This is a genomic window from Herbiconiux sp. FW305-C-125, assembly GCF_058783455.1.
Window position 1 is genome coordinate 1 of the sequence record NZ_JBYSYO010000010.1, and the last position, 18,450, is coordinate 18,450.

The following is an 18,450-nucleotide window of genomic DNA, read 5'->3' on the forward strand; positions in this document are numbered from 1 at the left end:
CGACCCCGAACCCCGGAAAATCAGGGCAGAACGACCAACGACCGCCGAATCAGCGCTCAAGTGGCACGAGTCAGGTCTGAGGGTGAAGCCTCAGGGCCTTGAATGAAGAGATCTACTGCACGATCAATATCGATGCTTGGGACTGTGATCCAGCTTAGAAGTGCACGTTGCTCGGTCCCTGTCAGTGGAGGTTGCTTGTCCAGTCGGTGCTTCCAATAGCTGTAGAGCACCTCTGGGAATGAATCGACGCGGGAAACCCTGTGTGCCACATTTCGTATCCAGCGCGCTCTCGTCGCGGCAGGAGCGTTTAAGGTGAAGGGGTCTGCCCAGGTGGATTCCTCGGGTTCGGTGTAGTAGGCGAACTGTGCCGAGTGCAGATCGATATACGCTTCGATCGAGCCGGGCAGCTCTGTTGATACTTGAAGCCATCCAGTACGTAACGCGCTTCTCGTGCTCACCATGAGTGCATCTGTCACGTTGTTGGCGGTAAAGATCCCGGCCCAAAAGCTCCTCGATTGTGGCGTATCAGCGATCTCGTTCAACTTGACGGCGATCTTGCGGTCAAACCATTCGTTATCCCAGTGCTGAATGTGTGCCGCATATCGCGCGAGCATCATCGGACTCGGATCTCTCACATCCTTGTCTTGGGCCTCTAAGAACTCGCTGAATGCCAGCAAATATGCCGGGTCGATGGATTCTTTCTTCTGCTCATGCATTGTTCGGAAGACGGTTTCCAAGAATGCGTTGGCGACGACTCCGCGAGCGGTTGAGTTTGCTTCGTTCGGGTCTCGAGGTTCGATGTCGCTATCGCCTTCAAGCAACGTGAGACGCCATAGACCGAACAGGAGCTTGCAACGTTCGTCTGGCTGTTCGAGGTCCTCCTCTTGTGTCGCAGTTGGGCGCATCAAGGTGTATGCGACGTTCTGGGCGATCGCTGAGGTTTGTTGTCTAGGAAGTTTCCTCAGCTGGGTCAGCAGTGGTTCAGCTTCCCAGTCTGCGCCTGGGCGTGTGAGGATGAGTAGCACGACGGCCCATGCACTGTACGAATAGAGGCCTTGCCTGAAAAACTCAGCGAGAAGCTCACCAGCGCTAAAGGGTTCATTCTCGAAGAAATCGTTCAGCTCGAGACTGAGTGTGTCTTGCTCAAATATGTCGTCAAGATCCGGGTCGCTCTTCAGGCTATTGGCAACCTCTGCTGGCGTCATGCCGCGGAAACGCCCTTCAGCTTCACTGGGGGTCTCGACTCGGGCAAAGGTCACTGGTGTTGCGTCGAGATTGGGTTCCTCGCGTGGCGAGAACTCGGGATGCTCCTGCTTCATCTCCCGAAGAAGCTGATGTGCCGGGTCGTCCTCTTTTACCTGCCGAGTCAGCCAGTCAACCGCATTGAATCGTTCAGAGTCGCTGACCTCGATCCCGCCTGGAGCTGCACTTGTTTCCTGAATGTGGTTCAGAAGTTCCGCACGGATCTCGGCGGATGCGTGAGGGTACATTTCCTTGAGTAGCCGGAACACTTCTGGTTTGTGAGAACGACTCAGGATCAAACCTTGGCTGATCATTCGGCCGATGAGGGAGTCTGCTTCGGATGGTCGTGATTCTGTGAGCGCATCGATCCCGAGCCGCTGTGCTAATTCAGAAGAACTATCCAGCAGATTGTTTGCGCGTTCTGGTCGGCCATGACGCACGTATTCCCTGAGAAGGTCGCGTGCGACGTCGACCAGAAGCACGCCGTGTTCATCACGACTTATAAGGAACCGTTCATTGCCATCAACTGTATATCGGCGGGTGGAGAATCGATTTCTGAAGTTGGTACCGTCGAAGAATGCGGTCGTGGTCTCCACGTGTGCGATAAGGCTGAGCACTAAGGAAAGGAGCTGGTCTGGATCTCTGAGGCTCTGCAGAAGCTGAGGCCATACCTTTCGGATCGATGAAGGATGCCAGGGAAACACGAACTCGGTCGTCAGGAAGTCAGGTCGACCGAGTATGCCGCGATGAGAGGTGAATTCGAGCCGGGCAGTTAGGAGCTGGTGCAGGAGCACCTCTGCGGCCTCCGGATCGACCTCGGCAAGTTTCTGAATCAGCAGCGAAAGCTGAGAGTCGTCGCTGTCTGAACGGGCGGCAGTAAGCAGAATCAAGAGCTTCCTCAGGTGATCATGCGGCTGGTAGCCCTCATACAGTTGACGAAATACGTCGAACCATAGCTGTTGAGACATCTGCCCGCGGTGCTTCGCAAGGATCTCCAGCATGCTTTCTCCGCGGTCCACAGAGATCGACCTTGTCACCCAGGCACTCCACATGGCTTGAGTTCGAGCAGTTTGCTCATTTGCAGGTTCGAAGATTACATCCAAAATGCCGATTGCCTCAGCATGTCGCATCCACTCAGTCGGGTCAGCCCGACCCACAAAGTGACGAGAATACTCCTCATCGCTTAGCAGCCACGAAAGCTCCGGGTCTGGAGTAGTTCGGTCGGACGGTCCCTTATCGATCAGTGCCACAATTGCGTCATAGCGGTCTTCGCTTGTAGAGGTAACCCGCTCGCGCCAGTTCGTGAAGAAAGTTTGGAGTCGAGCGTGCCCATTTGACCCTTCCGCTTTCGGATACAGAACGGGCGAGACGTCGAGGCGCTGCCACTTCGCAGTCATTTCGTCTTTGTAGTCCTCGCGCATGAATGCGAATCGGGTTCCCCCGTCAGTGGGCAACGCGCGTGCAAGGTACCGCATAACGACGTCATCTGCGCTGTATCCAACAAATACGGTGACGTACTCTTCGAGCATTCGAGTAAGGAACTGCGTAGCCCAACCTTCGGTGATGTAGGCCTGGCCAAAATCTTGATCAGTCAACACCATACGCTGAAAGTGCGTTGGATCGATCGGCCCATGCAAGTGCACCAAGCCGCTGAAGTCGTTGCCTAGCGGCAATGCCGGCGCATGGTGGACAGACAATTCCACTTCTGCTCGACGCGCGGCCTCCTCGAAGAGTAAGTCAAAGTTGGTTGTGACGATTCGAGGTTTGTTGCCGTTAACCGTTGCGAGGGCGATTAGATCCTCGTGATAGGTGTTCGGCTCAGTTATGGGCCTGAGTCTTGCACTCACTCGAGCATGCGCGTCTCCATGAAGATCATTCAAGCGCCCCATGATTTCATCGAAGTGGATGGAAGGATCTGGTTTCTCGGGCACCCAATCCGAGTGACCCATGTCATTTGCGATGTCGGCCGCAAGGCCCAGAAAACCTGGCAGGTTTGAAGGCGACGCGGAAGAGACCCCAGCTCCAACAAAGAACACAAGTTTGTCGGAACTTAACGCGCGATCAAGCTCCTGCGGTAGCGAGATTCCGCCTGCCTGCCACGCTCTAGTCAAGATTCTCCTTCTGCTTCTGCTCATTCGCCTGTTGAGAGTTCTACTGCCTCTGGTCTGGAGGTGTCTCCAGCCAAAATGTATGCCGCAAGGCTCAGCGTATCGCTGGCACAGTTGCGATGTGAGCTTTGTCGCCGCAGCCTGCTATCCGGGAGTCGCCGCGTGCGGGTTGAATGCGGTGAACTTGGCGGGCTTACCACCAGCCTGGAGCCACCAGCAATCGAAGCCGATGCTCCGGCCTTCATCGGCGGCAAAGATAAGCGTGTTCAGGTTGATGCCGCTCTTCTACTCACGAGTGGTGTTTGATTTCCTGCCCCATTCGCTCATCTAACGGTTGATAGCGGCACACGACCTCTGGTATCAAGCCGGTTCCCGCCCGAACGTATCCTCTGCATCGGAGGCGTAGGCTCTGCCGCCTAACCCGTAACTCGCGAACAAAAAGCGCTGTTCTCAGCTCACCAGTGCAGGGCTTCGGTCGGAAGGTCACACTTCGCTTGCATGAGATGCAGTAACCGAACCCTGCCCATATCCTTCGAACTCCTGACGCGGGCGGTATTCGGATGAGGCGACACAGTGCGAAGCCGGCGCATCGGCCCGATGTGGAAGCTCCAGTTCGTCTACCGCTCGTGCAGATGACCGTGCAGTCAGACGGGGCGATGATCGTACTCGTTGACGGTGAGACGTACGCGCCGCCGCCGTATGCTCCAGCCTGGCGCAGGGAGGCGTTCTCGGCAGTGCTCGAAGCTATCACCACGAGCCTGGGCACAGCGGTCAAGGTCACCGTCACCGAGTACGACGGCGCAAGATTCACTGATATCGTGATGCCGTCGCGCGCCCCAACCGCACATCCAGTCGCTCCCGTGTCTGATCCGGTGCCGGTCATGCAAGCGCCTCCGGTGCCGGTGCAGGGGCACGGGTTTATCGCTGGCGAGGATGTCGCGATCGCGCCGATCATCGGCTACGGCAGCGCCGCCCCAGACGGGCAGGTCAACGCGGTCGTGGCGCAGGATCAGATACCGGCAAATGTGCAGGAGATGTTGCTGATTGGGCGCGTCTCGGGCACCATGCAACTCGTTCGGGCGACGCCATGAACCGGCAAGTCGGCGGGTACGGGCACGAACTCACCAACTTCGCGATGGCCGGCCTCGCCGCCCTGTTCGCGCTCGCACTCGTGCTGCGTGCCGCTGGCACCATCACCGCATGGGCGACCGGGCTCCCCGCACCGGAGGCTGGGATCGCGGCAGGTGGCGGAGTGCTCTTCACTCCCGGCGACCCTGGTACGCCGCTCGGCGCGCCAGGGCTGAACCCTGTCGTATACTGGCTCGTCGCGGCCGTAATCCTCGGGATGCTCGCAGGCGTCGGAATATGGGCGTGGACGATGGTGCGTCGCGGCCAGAAGAAGCGAGAGGCCGATCCTCGCCGGATCGTCGGTATCGCGACCCGTGCAGACATCGAGGCGCAAGCGTCAGAGAAAGCACTCATGCGACGCGCATCAAATCTTCGCCCCTCGCTCGCATCCCCCGGCCCTCCCGATGTTGGCTACCGGCTCGGCAGCGCCCACGGCAAACCCGTGTGGGCATCGGTCGAAGACTCAATGCTCGTGCTCGGCCCGCCCCGTTCTGGAAAGGGTTTGCACCTCGCGATCAACATGATCCTTGATGCGCCGGGCGCGGTGGTGACCACATCGACTCGGCCCGATAACGTGACCGCGACGCTTGAGGCGCGCAGGAGAGGCGACCGTCCGGTGGCGGTGTTCGATCCGCAGCGCCTCGCCGATGGTATTCCTGCGGGAATGAGATGGTCGCCGGTGCGGGGCTGCACCGATCCTCTCACTGCGATGATCCGCGCCACCGGCCTCGCCTCGGCGACCGGGCTGGCTTCTGGCGATACCGAGAATGGTGGCTTCTGGGAGGCGAAGACTCGGGTGGCGTTGCAGTCGCTGCTGCACGCTGCCGCGCTCGATGAGAGGCCCACTTCTGAGTTGTTCAGGTGGACGCTCGATCCTGCCGCTGCTGCTGAGGCCGTCACGATCCTTGAGAGCACCCCGAGTGCGGCGTCGGGGTGGGCTGACGCACTCGGTGGCGTGATCGACGCTGACCCGAGAACACGCGACAGCATTTGGCAAGGTGTCGCGCTCAGTCTCGCAGCGCTAGCCGACCCCCGAGTGCTGGATACCGTCTCACCCAGCCCTGGGGAAGAGTTCAACCCAGCGCAGTTCCTCGCTGATCGGGGCACCCTGTATCTGCTTGCGACCGGCGCCGGGGCTGGCGCGTCAGCGTCGCTCGTCGCTGCGCTTGTGGAAGACATCGTGGAGACCGCCCGCCGTCAGGCGGCGGTCTCTGCTGGTGCCCGGCTCGACCCTCCGCTCGCGCTGGTGCTCGATGAGATCGCGAACATCGCCGCGTTGCCGTCGCTTCCGACGCTCATGGCTGAGGGCGGTGGCACCGGCATTACGACCGTGCCGATCCTGCAATCGCTCGCGCAGGCGCGCGAGAAATGGGGTGACAACTCCGCGAACGCGATCTGGGATGCGTCGATCGTGAAAGTGATCCTCGGCGGCGCGTCGAATACGCGCGATCTGCAAGACCTCTCCGCCCTGCTGGGTGAACGCGACGAGCACACCGATTCGATCACGATGGGCGCGTTCGGTGAGCGTTCCTCGCAGCGGTCGATCCGCAGGGTACCGATCATGCCGCCAGAGAAGCTGCGCATGATCCCGTTCGGCACGGGCGTGATGCTGCTGCGTGCCGCACCCCCGATCATCACCGATCTACGGCCTTGGACAGCCCGTAACGATGCGGCGCAGCTTCGCTCGGATCGGGCGCGGCTCGAATCCGCGTTGAGAGGCGGTGCTTCCGATGGCGAGGCGTAGACGGCAGCCGCCACCAGACCAGCTTGAGCTCGACCTCTGGGGCCTGGATGAAACAACCGCTGACGCACAGATTGCCGAAGCTGGCACAAGAGAAGCAGGTGAGAGCAATGACGCACTACACGCACCGGATCAGGGCACATTGGGAGAGATACGCCCCGAACCACATGAAGACTTTGGCGGCTTCGAGCGAGGAGCTGGAGACACTCTTTTCGGAGATTGGAACCGAAGTGCTGGGCGAAGTGAGTTCGCTGAGCGAGGACATGGCGCGCGTGATGCTGGCGGAAATGCCCGAAGCGAGGGAGGATTATCTTACCCAGGTCGCACTGCTGACCACGGCACGGAAGATAGCGGAGGAGATCGCCATGACTCATCAACTCGCATGGATGAGCGATCCCTCGCTGACGCTGACCGAGGCTCGGCAGGAGTGGGAGGACACCCGGCCGATGGACGAGGGGCTGATGATGATCGTCGATCGGATTCAGGACAGCCCGTACCCGATCTACGCGACCGAGGAACTGGAAGAGATAGCTCAGGAGTGGGCGATCCCGATGTGGTTCTTCGAGGGCCTGATCGGAGCGGAGAACCCCTATCGTTACCTGGAGGAGCATCAGGGGATCATGGAAGAAGGGGCGAACATTCGCTTCCTCCGCGAAGTCCAGTAGCCGAGACCACCGAGCCAGCACCGCCTCACCCGACTGCTCCCCGGTTTGTGCCGGGCACGGTCGAGGCTCGCCCGCCGAGCGGAGCAAAGAGCCGCTACCACGCAAACATCGCTGCGATCCGGCTATTGCGGCAGCTTGAAGCGGAGCAACGGCCGGCCACGGAGGCTGAGCAGTCGGTGCTCGCGCGCTGGTCGAGCTGGGGTGCGGTTGCAGACGTTTTCGATACGTCGAAACCGGAGTGGGAGAACGAGCGCGCCGAGCTGCGTGAACTGCTCAGTGAGGACGAGTGGCGGGCTGCGGCTCGCACGACGATGAACGCGCACTATACCGACCCCGATGTCGTGCGTGAGATATGGCGGGCGCTCGGAGACCTCGGTTTCTCGGGCGGTCGCGTGCTCGAACCCGGTAGCGGCTCCGGTACTTTCATCGGTCTCGCACCCGAAGGTGCCCATGCGACTGGCGTGGAGCTTGACCCGATGACGGCAGCGATCAGCCGCGCACTCTACCCCCACGCGGATATTCGCACCGAGTCGTTCGCGGACTCCCGGTTTCCCGAGGGCACATTCGACGTCGCGGTGGGCAACGTGCCCTACGGGAAGATCCAGCTGCATGACCGGGTGTACAACGCCTCTGAATACGCGATCCACAATCACTTCATTATCAAGTCGCTGAGGCTCTTGCGGCCCGGTGGGCTGATGGCGGTACTTACTTCCTTTTACACGCTCGACGCGAGAAACCCTGGCCCACGCCGGGAAATGAACGCGGTCGCTGACCTCATCGGCGCGGTCAGGATGCCGAGCGGCGCGCACCGCAGGATCGCGGGCACCGAGATCGTCACCGACCTGCTACTGTTCCGTCGCCGCGCAGACGGTGAACCACCGCGCGACCTCACATGGGAGACGGTGACGCAGCTCGACTTCGACGGGAAACCGTTAAACCTGAACCGCTACTTTGACGAGCGCCCGGAGATGGCGCTCGGTGACATCGGGATGCAGCACGGCCTCTATTCGGCACTCACCCTCGTCGTGAAAGGCGACCACGAGCACGCCGCCGAGCACCTGCGGAACGCACTCGACCAGCTGACATTCCAGGCACGTCGAGAGGGGTTGACACTGACCGAGGCCGCACCGGAGGTCGAGGCGCGGCGCGCGGCATTCGTGCCATCGGAGCCCGGCAGATGGGATGGGTCAATCGTGCCGCACGACAATGGCAGCTTCGGCGTGGTCGCCGCAGGCGCAATCGTACCGTTCGCCGTACCGAAGTCAGCGGCACGAGAGCTACGAGCGCTACTCAGTTTGCGGGATCAAGCGTCGACACTGCTCACGATGGAGGCGCACTCGCTCGATGACACCCCTGAACTCGATCAGGCACGCGAGCAACTACGCCGCTCCTACCAGAAGTATGTAGGCGTCTATGGGTCGCTGAATCGCTACAAGCTGCGCAGTACGGGGCGCTTCGATGAGGACGGCAACCCGAAGTATGCGCGCACGGTGCCGACCCCGATCAGGCTGCTGCGCAGCGACCCGTTCGGGCCGCTCGTGCTCGCGCTCGAGAACTTCGAGGAAACCACTCAAGAGGCAACTCCGGCGACGTTGCTGAGCGAGCGGGTCGTGGTGCCTCGACCTGAGATTCAAGGGGTGGAGACCCCTGCGGACGCGGTGGCGGTGAGTCTCGACCGTACCGGCGGGATCGACCTGATCTTGATCGCTGATCTGCTCGGCATGAGCGAGCACGAGGCTCGCGGCGCGCTCGACGGCCTGGTGTTCACCGATCCGGTGACCGATGAACTGATTCATGCCCCGGCGTACCTTTCGGGTGACATCTACGAAAAGCTCGACGCTGCCCGTCAGCGTGCAGAGCGTGATCCCGAGTTCGCGGTGAACATCACCGCGCTGGAACAAGTGAAACCCGAACCTCTCGGCGCTGAAGACATCACGCCGAGGATCGGAGCGGTGTGGATCAGCGCGCAGATTCACCAGCAGTTCCTCACCGAGCTTCTGCAGGCCCGTGATGTCGTGGTCGAGAACCCGGTGCCAGGTATGTGGCAGGTGAAGGGCGGCAGGCACGGTATCCGCTCAACCTCTGAATGGGGCACCGAGCGTCGCTCCGCGCCCGTTCTGCTTGAAGCGCTCGCTGAGCAACGGCCCATCCTCGTCTACGACACCGAAAAGGACGTAGAGGGCAAAGAACGGCAGGTACTCAACCCAACTGAGACAGCAGCTGCGCAGGAGAAGGCGAACCAGCTGCAGGAGCGGTTCGCTGAATGGGTGTGGGAAGACCCCGAGCGCGCCCGCACCCTGGTAGACGGCTACAACCGCAGGTTCGCGTGCATCGCGCTCCGCGATTACACGAGCGCAGCCGACTATCTCACATTCCCAGGGCTTGCTGCGAACACGATCACGCTGCGCCCGCACCAGCGCGCAGCGGTAGCCCGGATGGTCGCAGAACCGTCCGTCGGTCTCTTCCATGAGGTCGGTGCCGGGAAGACCGCTGAGATGGTGTGCGGCGCGATGGAGATGCGACGTATGGGCCTCATCAACAAGCCCGTGGTCTCGGTGCCGAATCATATGTTGGAGCAGTTCTCGCGTGAGTGGTTGCAGTTATATCCGAACGCGAAGATTCTCACAGCGTCGAGCCAGGATGTGACGCGGGATCGACGGCGCGCGTTCGTCGCGCGAGCGGCGGCGAACGAGTGGGATGCGATCATCATGACGCACTCTGCGTTCGAGCGCGTGCCGCTGCGGGTGGATACTGAGCGCGAGTATCGTGACCGGCAACTCGACGGTCTCCGCGCCGCGCTTGAGGGTGCCGACAAGGATGATCGAATCAGTGTGAAGCGGATGCAGCGCGCCCTCACGATGGCCGAGGAACGCCTCAAGAAGCTCGCTGACAAACCGCGCGATTCGGGCATCAACTTCGAGGACACCGGTATCGACTACGTCATTGTGGACGAGGCGCATCTGTTTAAGAACCTCGCCACTCCTTCGAACATTCGAGATGCCGCTATCACGGGCTCCGAGCGCGCTTCTGATCTGCATATGAAGCTTGAGTATCTCCGTTCGACGGGGAGGAAAAGGATTGTGACCGCTGCGACGGCGACACCGATCTCGAACTCCATCACCGAGGCGTATGTGATGCAGCGCTACCTGCGCCCAGATCTGTTCTATGCTGCCGGGATCGGTGAGAGCTTCGACGCATGGGCGGCGACTTTTGGCGAGACGGTCACGCAGATGGAGATGTCTCCTACGGGAGCATCGTTCAGGATGAAAACGCGCTTCGCGAAGTTTCAGAATGTGCCGGAGATGCTCAGGATGTGGAGCACATTCGCTGATGTGAAGGCCGCCGAGGATCTGAAGCTCCCCGTTCCCGATATTCGCATTCGCGACGATGGCAACCGTGCCCCGCTGACCAGAGGCGTAGCCCCATCGTCCGAACTGGTGGCGTTCGTGAAGACCCTCGGTGAACGTGCCGAGATGATCGCCTCGGGCAGTGTTGACCCGCGCGAGGACAACATGCTCTCGGTCACCAGCGACGGCAGGAAAGCTGCACTCGATATGCGGCTGATCGTATCTGACGATCCCTCCGGCCCTACCAAGGTCGACGTCGCGGCCGACATGATCTTCCGTACTTGGGAAAACACCCGAGATACCGAGTACCTCGATACGGTGACCGGCGAGCCATCGCCGATCAAAGGTGCGATGCAGTTGGTGTTCTCCGACCTCTCGACACCGAACAAGGAACGGTGGAATGTGTACGAGGAACTGCGCACCCAACTCATCTACCGTGGGATGCCTGCCGAGGGTATCCGGTTCATTCACGAGGCCCGCAACGACCTCGAGAAAGGTCGCCTGTTCGCGGCTGCCCGCGCCGGGCACATCTCTGTACTTCTCGGTTCCACCGAACGCATGGGCGTCGGCACCAACGTTCAAGCACGGGCCATCGCGCTGTATCACCTTGACTGCCCTTGGCGACCCTCTGACATTGCCCAGCGCGAGGGTCGGATTCTGCGGCAGGGCAACCAGAATGAGGAAGTCGCGATCGTTAGGCTCGTCACAGAGCGTTCTTTCGACTCGTATATGTGGCAGGGCGTTGAGCGTAAAGCGAAGTTCATTTCGCAGGTGATGCGCGGCAGGCTGGATGTGCGCGAGATCGAAGAAATCGACTCCGCCTCGCTCACCGCTGCCGAGGCGAAAGCCATCTCGTCCGGCAACCCGCTGTTGCTCGATCAGGCTAATCTTCAGAGTGAAGTTACCCGGCTGCGACGGCTCGAACGGGCGCACCAGAACAACGAGCGGATGCTTGAATACACCCGTTCCCAGGCAGTTCAAGACGCTGCCCGTGCTGCCGATGACATCGAGGGGATACGGGCAGCGATCCCGAACATGATCGACACCACGGCCGAGAAGTTCCGCATCACGATCCAAGGCCGCTTCTACGATTCGCGTAGCGATGCCGGCCACGCGCTCATGGGGTGGGCAAGGCAAGCGAACATGCAGTACGCGGGGCGTCACCAAGTACAGGACTACGGCGTGATCGGGCGGATCGGTGGCTTCGACATCAGCTGCGAGCTCGTGCCCGAAATGGCCGGAGACGTGCTCGTGCGTACCAGCTTGCACGGAGTTCCGAGGGGATCGTTTACAGTCACCCGAGACTCGTTCCTGCAAGGCGGTGTCGGCCTAATCCAGCGGATCGAGAATCGTATGGCCGCACTCCCGAAGCTGCTGACCGAAGCCGAACAGGATCTAGCGCGGGCCGAACAGACCCGGCAGGATGCCGAGCAACGACTCGGGCAGCCGTTCAAGCACGCCCTCGCACTCTCTGCGGCTGAGGCCGACCTCGAAAAGGTTGAGAAGAAGATCGCCGTTATGCAGCGGCAAACCCCGGAGGAACCCACCCCTGAGCCTGAGCGGGTCTCGGCTTCGCCGCCTCGCCCAGAACTCACGGTTGAGGCGGTGCGCGCGTATCAGCCTCGGGGCGGTGTGCGCTCTGAACCCGACCAGCAGCGACCCCATACTCCAGCTGCTGCTCCCAGTGCGTTCGACCCGATGCCGCTGAGACCGTCTGGGTTGCAGATCGGGCGGTAACCGCTTCTCGGGGTGGCGACCTCACCTGCTTGTTGCCGCGCGGAGGCGCGGCGCGACATCCAAGGAGCACCACCATGAACGACAGCAGCGAACCGGCCCCCACATCTGAGCCGATCGAAACCCTCGATGCGATCATCGGGTTCTTCGCAACCGAGCCTAAGCCCAGCAGAACCCGCGACGGCGTACCCAAAATCTATGCCCGCTACGGCACCGAGCGATTCGTTCACGACCTAGAGACCGGCGGCACGATCAAGGAAGAACCGACCTTTCACGCGCTCACCGCATACTGGGGTGCTGCCGAGACAATCCTCGCTCAGTACCGCAAGGGCGACTCGTTCATCGCGCAGGGCGTGGTGCGCGTCAGCAAGCAGACTGGCAAGGAACGCTTCGAGGTCAAGCAGATCGGCCACAACACCCGACGCACCCGCTACACGGTCGACCGCAGCCCCCGCGCCGAACAGCGTGCGACAGAGCACACCGCGATGAGGCAGGCACTCAGCGCCGCGCAGGAGCACTCGACGGCAGTCAGCGCACATCCTGAGCCGCACCGCACCACACACGTGAGCGCGGCATCAGTCGGCGTGAGTCGATGAGCGAGGGCATCATGGATACGAGTGAACTTCCTCCCGACGTGGAGGCGCCCGAGTCAGAATCATCGGCATCGACATCACGAGAGTTCCCGCGTCTCGGCACTCCGGTGAACGCGGGAGGCAGAGTGAGCGCACCGCCGCGACCGATCAACTGGAACCTACTCACCAGCGAACAAGCCGAGATCGAGTGGCTCGAACTCAACAGCTGGGTGTCCTGGCTGAAACTCTCCTACGGTCTCACACCGGCAGTGCTGCCCCCGCTGTGGCACCGGCACCCCGAGCTGGTATGGGAACTCTCGGCGCTGCATTGTCATTGGCTCGGCGCCTACGATCCTGAACAGCACGCCAGCGGCCCGATCACCTGGCACCGCGACTTCACCGAAGCGCGGATGCGCCTGCGCGAATGGGTGCAAGCCTCCGGCACCCGCATCGACCGCGACCGCCCCACACGGCAAACCACTTGGCCGGGCGACACCCCGTACCCTGCGGCGGCGGAGGCCCCCATCGTTGACCGAGACGCCGACTTCGTAGAGTTCGTCAAAGCCGATGTGGCTTCGCGCCGTGCCGACGAAGACGCTTACTTCCTTCTCGTGGCTGAGCATGAAGCACGCCGCAATGCCGCAAGCGGTGATTGAGATGGTGCGCAGCTACCAGCGAAAGACTCCAGCCCTTTCCGCAGGCCGGGAGGTCAAGGTGCGCTGCGAAGACCGCGAGACCGTGGATGTGCCGTTGCTTGCGGAGGTACTCATCAGGATCGCACTCCGTTCGACATCAGCGTCTGCTGATCAGAATGAATCCGCCAAGCAGCATATCGGAAATGCCGGTCTCTCCCGGTTCTTCCAAGACGCCCTCGCGGTGAAGCAGTAGCATCGTAGACAGATACTCAAGCAAGACGTGGCACCCCTTGCGACACGGCCCCGGCGATTGCCCGGAGTGCAGTGTTCTTTCTCTCTTGCGAATCTGACCGCCACGTCACGCAGCAGCGAGTCATGCTCGGTGCTGCCTGACGAAAGGCAATCGCAATGACTCTCCTAGGTCTCCCTGCCGGTCTCGACCTCGACTCGCTCCGCAAGCTCGCTACCCAAGCAGCCAAAGCCAAACCGCAGCCCGCCCCCGGTGATGGCACCCCGCTCGCGGTGTCATACCTGCGAGTCTCGACCAAGGATCAAGCCACCCGCAACGGCCTCGAAGAAGGTCTCTCGATCCCTGCACAACGCGAAGCCGCCGAGAAGAAAGCCGCCTCGCTCGGGGCAGTGATCGTCAAAGAGTTCATCGAGCCAGGCGAATCGGCGAAGACCGCAAACCGTAAAGCGCTGCAGGAGATGCTGGAATATGTGGCGGTGAACCCCGTGCAGTTCTGCATTATCAACAAGGTCGATCGCATGGCAAGGAACCGCCTTGATGATGCCGTGATCCATGCAACGCTACGCGGGCGCAGCATCCAGCTAGTGTCGGTCACTGAGAACATCGACGAGTCGCCGTCGGGGATGCTAATGCACGGCATCCTTGCCACGATCGCGGAGTTCTATTCGCTGAACCTCGCGCAGGAGGTGGTGAAGGGCCTCCGGCAGAAAGCAGTCATGGGTGGCACTCCCGGTCGTGCCCCGCTCGGCTACCTCAACGTGCGAACCACCGAGAACGGTGCCGAGATTCGCGAGGTCACCACTGATCCCGACAGATTCGACCTTGTGAAGTTTGCGTTCGAGAGCTACGCGAATGGCGACTGGACACTCTCGATGCTCACCGAGGAAGTGAATCGGCGCGGCCTGACCACGAGACCGACACCGAAGCATCCTGAGAAGCCCCTCACCACAACGATGCTGCACAAGGTACTCACGAACCCGTATTACAAGGGCCTCGTCACGTTTCAGGGCGCAGTCTACGAGGGCAGCCACGACGTGATGGTCACACCCGAGGTCTGGTCGAAAGTGCAGCAGATTCTCGACCGCAACAACCAGCGAGGTCAGCGACCGCAGAAGCACGACCACTACCTCAAAGGCGCGCTCTACTGCTCCTGTGGGGCAAAGCTCATGCTTGAACGTCCGCAGGGAAACACGGGCGAACGGTACGACTACTTCTCCTGCTCAGGTCGCCGTCGCAAAACCACGAGTTGCACGCGAAGTGCGATCCTGGTGGAGCGGATCGAACTGAAAGTCGAGCAGGCATACGCCACGAAGTCACTCACCGAAGACCAAGCTGCCGGGGTTGGGAAGATTCTGCACGAGGTGTTCGACAGGCTCGAAGGCGGGGCCAGCGACGAGCGCGCGGCACTCACCGAGCAGAAGGCTCGCCTCGAGTCCGAACGGTTGAAGCTCGTGCAGGCGCACTACGCCGATGCGATCCCGGTCGATCTGTTGAAGAGCGAGCAAGACCGAATCCAGAACGCACTCGGCGCGATCCAGACCAGGCTCGACAGCCTGCATTCCCGCTACGCGGACGCCCGTGAAGGCCTCGAAGACATGCTCGCCGTGCTCACCGATCTGCAAGGGTTGTACCTGCGTTGCGAACCCGCTGAACGCCGGTTCCTGAACCAAGCCTTGTTCACGCGCATCATCGTGGACGAGAACGAGAACGTCGAGCTGCAGCCCCAGGCCGGTGTCGACACCGTGACTTCGCAGAGAATCAACACCTACAGCGCAGGCCCGGTAGCAACAACGAAAATGCCCCGCATTCAAGCGGGGCAAGTTTCGACTTTCGAACTTTTGGTGGAGCCTGGGAGAATCGAACTCCCGACATCCTGCTTGCAAAGCAGGCGCTCTACCAACTGAGCTAAGGCCCCCCGAAAGCACCGGAGTGCCAGGGAGATTTCTTGTGGATCTCTCGTGGGGCTACGAGGACTTGAACCTCGGACCTCTTCGTTATCAGCGAAGCGCTCTAACCGCCTGAGCTATAGCCCCGTTTTTTTGACCAGAGTAGAGATTACCCTACGAAGCCCTGGTCGGACGAATCCACCTTACTTGTTGGTGAACCCGAGCATGATGCCGCCCGTGATGCGCACGGCGAGGTTGTACAGCGCCGCGCCGATCGCACCGAGGGCGGTGATGACGATGACGTTGAGAATGGCGACCACGATCGAGAAGCCCATCACCTGCGGCAGCGACGCGAAGTCGAAGAGATCGAAGTTCGACGCCCCGGCGATGTCTTTCAGCAGCGTGTTGATGGAGTCGAACACGCCCGTCTGGTTGAGCACCGACCAGACCAGGAACGACGCCACGATGATGATGATGCCGAGGATGATCGCGAGGAGGAAGGAGATCTTCAGCACCGACCAGAAGTCGATGTAGACCAGCTTCAGCCGAACCTGCTTCGTCGTGGCGACTCTTGCCGTTTTCTTCGCGAATTTGTCGCCAAGATTACTCATCCGTCGTTACATCCTCTCCAGGCGCCTCCGCGTCACCGGTACTCTCGTCGAGCTCGGCTTCCAGGTTGCGTTCCGTGTTCTTGGCCACTGCGATGATGCGGTCGTCGTCCGCGAAGCGGGCGAAGACAACGCCCATCGTGTCGCGTCCCTTGGCCGGGACTTCGGCCACGGCAGAGCGTACCACCTTGCCGCTGGCAAGAACCACAAGGACCTCGTCGTCCTCGCCCACGATGAGCGAGCCGATCAGGTCGCCGCGCGACTCGGCGAGCTTGGCGACCTTGATGCCGAGTCCACCACGCCCCTGCACCCGGTACTCGTCGACCGAGGTGCGCTTGGCGTAGCCGCCCTCGGTGACGATGAACACGAATCCTTCGTCGGAGACGACGGATGCGCCCTGCAGCCGGTCGTCGCCGCGGAACTTCATGCCGATCACACCGGAGGTCGCGCGGCCCATCGGGCGCAGCGCCTCGTCGGACGCCGTGAACCGGATGGACATGCCCTTCTTCGACACCAGCAGCACGTCGCTGTCCTCCTCCACGAGGAGGGCGGAGACGAGCTCGTCCTCGTCGCGCAGGTTGATCGCGATGATGCCGCCCGACCGGTTCGTGTCGTACTCGGTGAGCGCGGTCTTCTTCAGCAGACCGTTCTTCGTGGCCAGCACGAGGTACTTCGCCACCTGGTAGTCGCGGATGTCGAGGATCTGCGTGATCTGCTCGTCGGGTGCGAGCGCCAGCAGGTTCGCGACGTGCTGACCCTTCGCGTCCCGCCCCGCCTCCTGCAGTTCGTACGCCTTGGCACGGTAGACGCGCCCGGTGTTGGTGAAGAACAGCAGCCAGTGGTGCGTGGTGGTGACGAAGAAGTGCTCCACGACGTCATCCGCCCGCAGCTGCGCACCCTTCACACCCTTGCCGCCGCGATGCTGGGAGCGGTAGTTGTCGCTGCGGGTGCGCTTGACGTAGCCACCGCGCGTCACGGTGACCACCATCTCCTCCTCGGGGATGAGGTCTTCGACGTTCATGTCGCCGTCGAAACCGAACATGATCTCGGTGCGCCGGTCGTCGCCGAACTTGTCGACGATCTCGGTGAGCTCCTCGGTGATGATCTCGCGCTGACGTGCCGGCGAGCCGAGGATGACGTTGTACTCGTCGATCTTCAGCTGCAGCTCGTCGGCCTCGTCCTGGATCTTCTGGCGCTCGAGGGCGGCCAGACGACGCAGCTGCAGCTCGAGGATCGCGCGGGCCTGCAGCTCGTCGATCGTGAGCAGGTCCATCAGGCCGTCGCGCGCCTCCTCGACCGTGGGCGAGCGGCGGATGAGGGCGATCACCTCGTCGAGCGCCTCCAGCGCCTTGAGGTAGCCGCGCAGGATGTGCATGCGCGCCTCGGCCTCGCGCAGCCGGAACTGGGTGCGCCGCACGATGACGTCGATCTGGTGCGCGACCCACTCGGTGATGAAGCCGTCGAGCGGGAGGGTGCGCGGGATGCCGTCGACGATCGCCAGCATGTTCGCGCCGAAGTTCTCCTGCAGCGAGGTGTGCTTGTAGAGGTTGTTCAGCACCACCTTCGCCACGGCGTCGCGCTTCAGCACGATCACGAGGCGTTGACCGGTGCGGCCCGAGGTCTCGTCGCGGATGTCGGCGATGCCGGCGAGCTTGCCGTCCTTCACCAGGTCGGCGATCTTGATGGCCAGGTTGTCGGGGTTCACCTGGTAGGGCAGCTCGGTGACCACGAGGCAGGTGCGGCCCTGCAGCTCCTCGACGTTGACGACGGCGCGCATCGTGATCGACCCACGGCCGGTGCGGTAGGCGTCGTGGATGCCCTTCACGCCGAGGATCTGGGCGCCGGTCGGGAAGTCGGGCCCCTTGATGCGCTGCATGAGCGCCTCGAGCAGCTCCTCGCGCTCGGCCTCGGGGTGCTCGAGGTACCAGATGGCGCCCGCGGCCACCTCACGGAGGTTGTGCGGCGGGATGTTCGTGGCCATGCCGACCGCGATGCCCACCGACCCGTTCACGAGCAGGTTCGGGAACCGCGAGGGCAGCACCACGGGCTCGAGGGTGCGGCCGTCGTAGTTGTCCTGGAAGTCGACGGTCTCTTCCTGGATGTCGCGCACCATCTCGAGGGCGAGCGGAGCCATCTTCGTCTCGGTGTACCGCGGCGCGGCGGCGCCGTCGTTGCCCGGCGAGCCGAAGTTGCCCTGCCCGAGCGCGAGCGGGTAACGCAGCGACCACGGCTGGATGAGTCGCACCAGCGTGTCGTAGATCGACGAGTCGCCGTGCGGGTGGAACTGACCCATCACCTCGCCGACCACGCGGGCCGACTTCGAGAACGCGCGGTCGGGCCGGTAGCCGCCGTCGTACATCGCGTAGATCACGCGGCGGTGCACCGGCTTCAGGCCGTCGCGCACATCCGGCAGCGCCCGGCCCACGATCACGCTCATGGCGTAGTCGAGGTAGGAGCGCTGCATCTCCAGCTGGAGATCGACCTGTTCGATGCGGTCGCCTGCGGCAGGGGTCAGTTCATCAGTCATGTGTCAG

The 18,450-nt window shown here is 61.9% G+C and carries 11 protein-coding genes, 2 tRNA genes and 1 pseudogene; 8 read left to right on the plus strand and 6 right to left on the minus strand.

The window, feature by feature from the left end; all coding sequences use genetic code 11:
• Positions 1-56: 56 nt before the first annotated feature.
• The gene (locus tag AC3WLB_RS19295) at positions 57-3,353 is read right to left on the minus strand and encodes an SIR2 family protein (RefSeq protein ID WP_492508795.1); all 3,297 of its coding nucleotides are present in this window, start codon (positions 3,351-3,353) and stop codon (positions 57-59) included.
• Between the two features lie 623 nt (positions 3,354-3,976).
• On the opposite strand from AC3WLB_RS19295, the gene AC3WLB_RS19300 reads away from it, so the two are divergent.
• The 8 genes and pseudogenes from AC3WLB_RS19300 to AC3WLB_RS19335 form a co-directional block, all read left to right on the plus strand.
• Complete coding sequence (locus tag AC3WLB_RS19300; RefSeq protein WP_139770612.1) at positions 3,977-4,441, plus strand: hypothetical protein; 465 nt, start codon at positions 3,977-3,979, stop codon at positions 4,439-4,441.
• On the plus strand, positions 4,438-6,222 hold the full coding sequence (locus AC3WLB_RS19305; protein WP_079941066.1) for a type IV secretory system conjugative DNA transfer family protein: 1,785 nt from the start codon (positions 4,438-4,440) through the stop codon (positions 6,220-6,222). Before AC3WLB_RS19300 ends, AC3WLB_RS19305 begins: the two co-directional genes overlap by 4 nt.
• A 107-nt stretch (positions 6,223-6,329) precedes the next feature.
• Positions 6,330-6,884: a hypothetical protein gene (locus AC3WLB_RS19310; RefSeq protein ID WP_071046098.1), complete on the plus strand. Its 555-nt coding sequence runs from the start codon at positions 6,330-6,332 to the stop codon at positions 6,882-6,884.
• Between the two features lie 47 nt (positions 6,885-6,931).
• A complete protein-coding gene (locus AC3WLB_RS19315; protein WP_409617153.1) occupies positions 6,932-11,968 on the plus strand; it encodes a helicase-like domain-containing protein in 5,037 nt (1,678 codons plus the stop codon).
• Between the two features lie 74 nt (positions 11,969-12,042).
• Positions 12,043-12,561 (plus strand): single-stranded DNA-binding protein, encoded by a 519-nt coding sequence (locus AC3WLB_RS19320; RefSeq protein ID WP_071043335.1) that lies wholly within the window; start codon positions 12,043-12,045, stop codon positions 12,559-12,561.
• Positions 12,558-13,193, plus strand: a complete 636-nt coding sequence (locus tag AC3WLB_RS19325) for a hypothetical protein (RefSeq protein ID WP_143003621.1) — start codon at positions 12,558-12,560, stop codon at positions 13,191-13,193. The genes AC3WLB_RS19320 and AC3WLB_RS19325 overlap by 4 nt, the downstream gene beginning before the upstream one ends.
• On the plus strand, positions 13,159-13,425 hold the full coding sequence (locus tag AC3WLB_RS19330; protein WP_143003620.1) for a hypothetical protein: 267 nt from the start codon (positions 13,159-13,161) through the stop codon (positions 13,423-13,425). Before AC3WLB_RS19325 ends, AC3WLB_RS19330 begins: the two co-directional genes overlap by 35 nt.
• A gap of 155 nt (positions 13,426-13,580) precedes the next feature.
• Positions 13,581-14,711, plus strand: a pseudogene (locus AC3WLB_RS19335) (recombinase family protein); the annotation flags it as partial.
• 24 nt (positions 14,712-14,735) lie between these two features.
• Here AC3WLB_RS19335 and AC3WLB_RS19340 read toward each other — a convergent pair.
• The 5 genes from AC3WLB_RS19340 to gyrA all read right to left on the minus strand — a co-directional run bounded on the left by AC3WLB_RS19340 (position 14,736) and on the right by gyrA (position 18,443).
• The gene (locus AC3WLB_RS19340) at positions 14,736-15,242 is read right to left on the minus strand and encodes a hypothetical protein (protein WP_139770613.1); all 507 of its coding nucleotides are present in this window, start codon (positions 15,240-15,242) and stop codon (positions 14,736-14,738) included.
• Between the two features lie 19 nt (positions 15,243-15,261).
• Positions 15,262-15,337, minus strand: a tRNA-Ala gene (locus AC3WLB_RS19345).
• A gap of 44 nt (positions 15,338-15,381) precedes the next feature.
• Positions 15,382-15,455: transfer RNA gene (locus AC3WLB_RS19350), tRNA-Ile, on the minus strand.
• Between the two features lie 56 nt (positions 15,456-15,511).
• Positions 15,512-15,919: a DUF3566 domain-containing protein gene (locus AC3WLB_RS19355; RefSeq protein WP_022898429.1), complete on the minus strand. Its 408-nt coding sequence runs from the start codon at positions 15,917-15,919 to the stop codon at positions 15,512-15,514.
• A complete protein-coding gene (gyrA, locus tag AC3WLB_RS19360; protein WP_492508800.1) occupies positions 15,912-18,443 on the minus strand; it encodes a DNA gyrase subunit A in 2,532 nt (843 codons plus the stop codon). The genes AC3WLB_RS19355 and gyrA overlap by 8 nt, the downstream gene beginning before the upstream one ends.
• Positions 18,444-18,450: the final 7 nt, after the last annotated feature.